Raw genomic sequence first — 6,084 nt, 5'->3', positions numbered from 1 at the left:
CTCCGAGTCTCGCACACAAGATCCTTCGGTCGCGCCATGGCACCTGCACGGGCGAAGTTCGCGCGGCGCTCCCTCAGGATGACGCTATGTGGGTGCGGCGGAGAGGATTGGGGCACATCATAACGCCGCTCGGCGCGTGTGGCGAAGAGGGCCGGAAGCATCGTCACGCTCGGGACGTGTAGAGTGGGGGCTGGAGGGCGCGCTCGCGCGTCGGCGCGTACGGGGCCGCGAGGAGACGCATCACCAGCAGCGCATCGTCAGAGACGCATCGCCCCAAACGCGAGGAGGCGCGGAGAGATGATCTCCGCGCCTCCTCGTCTTTTCATCCCGTCCAGCCCGTCAGCCGATGGCGATCAGCGGCGGGTGGTGAGCGACAGGCGCAGGGTGCGCGAGGCGCCGGGCATGATGTTGTTGTTGCCGTGCGAGGTGGCGTAGTACGTCTCGTCCAGCAGGTTCTCCACGTTCACCTGGGCGCTCAGCCCGTCCGTGATCCGCACGAACAGCGCGCCGTCCGCCCGCGTGAACCCCGGCAGCGTGACCGTGTTGTCGATGGCCGCGAACATGTCGTCCTGGTGAATCACCCCCAGGCCGATGCCCAGGGCCGGCAGCACCTGCCAGCGGTTCCACAGCGAGAACGTCTGCTCGGGCACCAGCGGCACCTTTTGCCCCTCGGCGGCCGCGGCCGTGCGGCTCGTTACCCGCGCGCGCTGCGACGCGAACCCGCCCGCCACCTGCCACCACGGCATTACGTTGCCCGTGAGCCCCAGCTCCCATCCTGTGGTGCGCTGGCTGCCCGTCTGCACCACCCGGGTGGCGTCATTGGGATCCGGCGCCGTGGTGTTGGTGCGGTCCAGCCGGTACACGGCGGAGGTCAGCGACAGGCTGGGCAGCACGTCCCACTTGGCGCCCACCTCGTAGTTGGTGAACTGCTCGGGCTCCAGCGTCTCCGTGGTCACCGTCAGCGAGCTGAACTGGTCGCCGGAGCTGGGCAGGTACGACACGCTGTAGCTGCCGTAGATGCTCATGGGCTCGATGGGCTTGATCACCAGCCCGGCGCGCGGCGACAGCAGGTCGTCCTGGCGGTCGAAGTCCTCGTCCGTGCGGTTGTTGTGCACGTCCACGTTGAAGCGGTCGTAGCGCACGCCGCCCAGCAGCTGCACGTAGCGGCCCAGCTCCACCTGGTCCTGCAGGTACACGGCCGCCACCGACGCCTGGGCGTGGTTGTCGGCGTCCGTGGCGCTCTGCCGGAAGGTGATGGGCGTCTCCACCGTGGGCGCGTCGAACGGCACGGCAAAGGAGGTGGCCGCGTCGTTGTAGTAGCCCGTCTCGCGGAAGTTGTCCGTCTCCTGCCGGCCCACCTCGGCGCCCACCAGCAGCGTGTGGCGCAGGGCGCCCGTGGCCACGCCGAGGGTGACGTCCGTCTGGTTGAAGAGGTTGGTGCGGTCCGTGGCGTTGTTGTACGCCGACAGGTTCACCTGCGTCCCGGCCGCGTTCACGGCGCCGGGAAAGCTGTTCTGGTAGAACTTGTCGTACGTGGTCCACCGCGCGCGGTTGCGGATGGTGAGCCCGCCCGCCGTGGAGTGCTCCAGCAGGGCCGTGGCGCTGTGCACGGTGTTGGTGGAGTAGCTCACGTCCGGGTTGCCGAAGAACGTGGTGATCCCGGCGGGGGACGGACGGCCCTGGAACGAGGGGATGCCCCGGTCCACCGTGCGGTCGTCGCTGAAGAACTCGTAGCCCGCGCGCACCGTGGTGCGCGCGCCCACGGCCAGGGCCACGGACGGGTTCAGGCCAAAGCGCTCCAGGTCAAAGCGGTCGCGGAACCCGCCCGAGTTCTCGTACATCCCGTTGAAGCGGAACGCCACGCTGGCGCCCAGCCCCTGGCCCAGGTCCACAGTGGCGCGCTTGTGGTCGAACGAGCCGCCCTCGGTGGTCACCACGCGCGTGGGGGCCCACTGGGCCTCCTTGCTCACGCGGTTGATGACGCCGCCGCCGCCGCCACGGCCAAAGATCATGGCGTTGCTGCCCTTGAGGGCCTCCACGCGCTCCACGTTGTACACGTCGCGCAGGTACTGCGCGTCGTCGCGCACGCCGTCCACGAAGAAATCGGCCGTGCTGCTGTTGCCGCGGATGGTGGGGGCGTCGCGGTGGCCCTCGCCCGCGCCCATGGTCACGCCGGGCACGTAGCGCACGACGTCCGCCATCCCCTGCATCCCCTGGTCGGCGATGAGGCCGGCCGTCACCACCGTCACGGCCTGCGGCGCGTCGCGCAGGGGCGTGTCGGTGCGCGTGGCCGTCGTCGTCCGGGCCGACGCGTAGCCGCGGCTGGACGCGGCAACCACCGTCACGGGGGTGAGGGCGTAGGTGCTCTCGCCCGTGCCGGCGCGGGCCACGCGCACCGTCTGGTCGCCCACAAAGCGCGCGGCCAGGCCGCTGCCGTCCAGCAGCCGGCGCAGGGCCTCGGCGGCCGTGTAGGTGCCGCTCACGGGCTGCGAGCGCAGGGACGCCGCGGCGGCCAGGTCGGCCTCCACGCGCACGCCGGCCTGGCGCGAGAACTGGCTGAGCGCGTCCGTAAGGGACTGCGCCGGGATGTTGAAGCGAATGCGCGCCGTGGTGTCGTTCACGACGGGCGCCGAGACGTCCAGCAGCGAGACCGGACGCGAATCCTGCGCGGCGGCCTGCGCGCTGAACACCACGCACCCCGCACCGACGAGAGAAAGCAGTCGCATGAGCGAACGTTCTTGAGCGTTATTGATTGAGAACGATTCTCAATCGCAGCGACAAAGTACAGGCCGCTCTCCGATCCCGCAAGGATGATCGTGAGGGGGATTCTCCCGACGGAGGTTATCCCCTTGTCGTGATTCCGGATACAAAGATCCGCGCCGCGCGACGGGGGTCGCGCGGCGCGGAGGTGCGGCCGTCCCGGGCTCCGCCACGGCGGGCGGACGGGGATCAGCAGGTGCTGCCGCAGGCGTCGGGGACGGTCACCTGGATGCCGCGCACCACGCTGCTGCCCGCGGACGAGACCGTGAGCTTGAGGTCGAACGTCGCGTTGGACGCGCGGCTGTAGGTGGAGCCGGTGCCCACGTTGGTCCACAGGGTGCTGCCCGTCTTCTTGTACTGCCACAGGTAGGTGTACGTCCCGTCGCCGCCGGACGGGTTCGCCGTCCACGTCCCTACCTGGCCGGACAGGAGCTGCGTGGGCCCGGTGATGTACGCGTTGAGCGCCTCGGACACCGTGTGGCTGGCCTCGCTGTCCGCCGCCGCGCGCGGGGCGACGGGCTGGTCCGAGCAGCCGGCCAGGGCAAGGCCCAGGAACAGGGTCGTGACGATGGGGAAGGCGCGCTTGGCCATCATGTGCGATTCTCTCCGTGAGTAAACTGGTGATCTCCGAGTGTATATCAAAATGCGTCCGGAATAGATCCTACACAAGATGTACCCGCGCGCGCTCAGGTTGGGTTAAACTTCCCTTGCCGGCGGAGTAGCCCGTGTTCCGACACGGACTGTGGAAGGGTGTGTCGCTGTCCAGCCGTTGAGGGGCGACGTTCCCAAAGAACAAGCTTCCGGTTTAGACAGGAATCTGTTACTCTACTTCCGAAATTAACCCGAAGCCTGCTACCAGAGCGTTGTCATGGGCCAGAAAAGCAGGATCGAATGGACCGACGCAACCTGGAATCCCACCACGGGATGCACCAAGGTCAGCGACGGCTGCGATCATTGCTATGCGCACAAGCTCGCCCATGAGCGCCTGGCGCTTCTCTACTCGCGCCAGCTACCGGTGCTGCCGACTGAGGAGAACATCGCGGACCCGTTCTCCATCCGACTCTGGCCAAACCGGCTCAAGCAGCCAGCGAGCTGGAGAAAGCCGCGGATCGTCTTCGTGAACTCCATGTCGGACCTGTTCCACGCGGACGTGCCCGACGCGTTCGTTCGGCAGGTGTTCGAGGTGATGCTGAGGGTCGACCGCCACATCTATCAGGTTCTCACCAAGCGCCCCTCCCGCGCCGCCCGGTTCTTTCGACTGAACCAGGACCTGTTTCCGAGCGGGACGATCCCGCGACACATCTGGATGGGAACGAGCGTCGAAAACCAGGGCGTGGCCCACCGTGTGGACCACCTGCGCCAGGTTCCGGCCGAGATCCGCTTCCTGTCGTGCGAGCCGCTGCTCGGGACGCTGGAGATCGACCTCACCGGAATCCACTGGGTCATCGCGGGCGGGGAGAGCGGCGCCGAGTTTCGTCCCATGGAAGAGGCATGGGTACGGGGCCTTCGCGATCAGTGCCGCGAGTCGGGAACGCCCTTCTTCTTCAAACAATGGGGCGGTCGCCGGGCAAAGGCCGGCGGCCGCCTGCTGGAGGGCCGCACGTGGGATGAGATGCCGATGCCGGGCCGCGTGCCCGAAAACGTTGCTCCGCCGGCGTCCGTCAGCGTACCTGCCGAAAATCGTAGACGAACGCGCGCTCGCCCGGTACACGCAATGGTGCCAGCAGCTGCTTGATTTCCTCCAGCTGATGAGGCATCGCCGCCGTTTCCTGGAGTGCGTACACTCTCACGGAGTCGGTTGATCGATCTCCCGTCCACGCGACCCGCCTGCCCGCGAAATGCGTCCGGATGGACTGCGCGATCACCGTGGACGGAGCCGCCACCCCCATCCGCATCATCTGAACGGCCTTATCTGCCACGAGCTCTCCGTTCCACGCCCGCTCTACGGAATCCTTCATTACCTCGTAGCCCTTTCCTGACCTCGTCGCGAACATCAGGTGGTACTTGAGCCGGCTGCCTTTGCCGATCATCGGCAGGGACAGCACGTGCCGCGCGCCCATCGACTTCAGGAGCTCGCCGTACAGGTCCACGAGCGCCTGCCGTCTGCGTTCAGGCGCCAAACTCATCACCCGCCTCCACCGCTCGTCGCCAAACGCGGCGGTCATGATGCGAATTGCCGCGTCGGCCGTGAGCTTCAGCTCTTTTGAAGGCATAGGCGGCTGCGCAGCCTCTTCCCCGCCGAACAGGGACAGGACGGGATCATCGGCCACCTCGACGGCAGCGGCCGCTCCGATGTGCCGCAGAGCCGCCTGGTCGGCGAACAGCAGCAGGACCTCGTTCTGCGGACCGCCAAGCGCCCGATGCACCACCTCGGCCTGCAGTGGCTCCATCCCGAACGGATCGATGAAGAAGAGGGTGGGAGTATTGCCGAAGTCGGGCTCCAACCGCGCGATATAGTCCCCGAGCGTGCCGCAGTGCGCGGTGTGGCGGCCGTGGAACTCCTGTACGAGCTGTGACAGCTGCGCGAACCGGGCTCGGTCCTTCTCGATCGCGACCACCTGCACCTCGACGGGCTCGCCGCGCATCGTGCTCAGCTGCTCCCGCGCCTTCTCCGCTTCGTGGATGGAGATGAGCGGTGATCCGGGATTTCCGCTCTCGTCCTGTCCCGCGCCGGCGCACGCATCCACGATCCGGACTCGCCTGCGTGGCGAGCCGGTCCTGACGAGTAGCACGCGGGCCCAACGTTCCTCGTACGCGCGAAGAATCGCGTGTTTCAGCAGCGTGTGGGGCTCGAAGGATTCGAAATGACGAGCGCTCTGGACCATGTACCATTGGGCCGTTTGCGGGAGGACATCGCAGGAATGCCTCCGACAAAATTAGCGCAAACGGGCCCGAAAAGGAACGGACCGCTCAGCCTTCCGAGGACATCGGCAGGGAGAGGGTGAAGGTGCTGCCTTCGCCGGGCGTGCTGCGCACGGTGAGGTCGCCGCCCAGCAGGCGGGCGAACTCGCGGCTCAGGGCCAGGCCCAGCCCCACGCCGCCTTCGCGCCGCGTCGTGGACGGGTCCGCCTGGAAGAACGGCTCGAAGACGCGCTCGCGCAGCTCGGGCGCGATGCCCTCGCCCGTGTCGTCCACGTCGACGCACGCGCGGCCGCTGTCCGCGTACAGCCGCACGGTGATGCCCCCCCGCAGCGTGAACTTGGTGGCGTTGCCCACCAGGTTCACCAGGATCTGCCGCACCATGCCGGGATCCGTCCGCAGCGTCTGCATCCCGTCATCCACCTCCACCGAGAGCGACAGGCCGCGCTTTTCGGCGGCGGCGCG

Annotated in this window: 5 protein-coding genes; 1 reads left to right on the top strand and 4 read right to left on the bottom strand. The window is 67.8% G+C overall.

From position 1 onward, the window contains the following. Positions 1-353: 353 nt before the first annotated feature. Together VFZ20_RS20955 and VFZ20_RS20950 are read right to left on the bottom strand one after the other, a co-directional pair. A complete protein-coding gene (locus tag VFZ20_RS20955; protein ID WP_329685894.1) occupies positions 354-2,726 on the bottom strand; it encodes a TonB-dependent siderophore receptor in 2,373 nt (790 codons plus the stop codon). A gap of 223 nt (positions 2,727-2,949) precedes the next feature. Beyond that, complete coding sequence (locus VFZ20_RS20950; RefSeq protein ID WP_329685893.1) at positions 2,950-3,354, bottom strand: hypothetical protein; 405 nt, start codon at positions 3,352-3,354, stop codon at positions 2,950-2,952. 274 nt (positions 3,355-3,628) lie between these two features. On the opposite strand from VFZ20_RS20950, the gene VFZ20_RS20945 reads away from it, so the two are divergent. Further along, positions 3,629-4,495, top strand: a complete 867-nt coding sequence (locus VFZ20_RS20945) for a phage Gp37/Gp68 family protein (RefSeq protein ID WP_329685892.1) — start codon at positions 3,629-3,631, stop codon at positions 4,493-4,495. Here the strand turns inward: VFZ20_RS20945 and tcmP are convergent. Then, positions 4,422-5,585 carry a three-Cys-motif partner protein TcmP gene (gene tcmP / locus VFZ20_RS20940; protein WP_329685891.1) on the bottom strand — a complete coding sequence of 388 codons (1,164 nt, stop codon included), beginning with the start codon at positions 5,583-5,585 and terminating at the stop codon, positions 4,422-4,424. The two genes, VFZ20_RS20945 and tcmP, sit on opposite strands and share 74 nt — an antisense overlap. 85 nt (positions 5,586-5,670) lie before the next feature. Then, on the bottom strand, positions 5,671-6,084 hold a 414-nt coding region (locus VFZ20_RS20935), incomplete at its 5' end, for a sensor histidine kinase (protein WP_329685890.1).

Source organism: Longimicrobium sp. (assembly GCF_036280135.1).
GTDB lineage: Bacteria > Gemmatimonadota > Gemmatimonadetes > Longimicrobiales > Longimicrobiaceae > Longimicrobium.
The sequence above is the reverse complement of the archived record's forward strand: the minus strand, read 5'-3'. Positions and strand labels throughout refer to the sequence as shown.

Coding starts and splice junctions, on each gene's coding strand:
- VFZ20_RS20945 (WP_329685892.1), top strand. CDS start 3,629: ATGGGCCAGAAAAGCAGGATCGAATGGACCGACGCAACCTGGAATCCC.
- tcmP (WP_329685891.1), bottom strand. CDS start 5,585: ATGGTCCAGAGCGCTCGTCATTTCGAATCCTTCGAGCCCCACACGCTG.
- VFZ20_RS20955 (WP_329685894.1), bottom strand. CDS start 2,726: ATGCGACTGCTTTCTCTCGTCGGTGCGGGGTGCGTGGTGTTCAGCGCG.
- VFZ20_RS20950 (WP_329685893.1), bottom strand. CDS start 3,354: ATGATGGCCAAGCGCGCCTTCCCCATCGTCACGACCCTGTTCCTGGGC.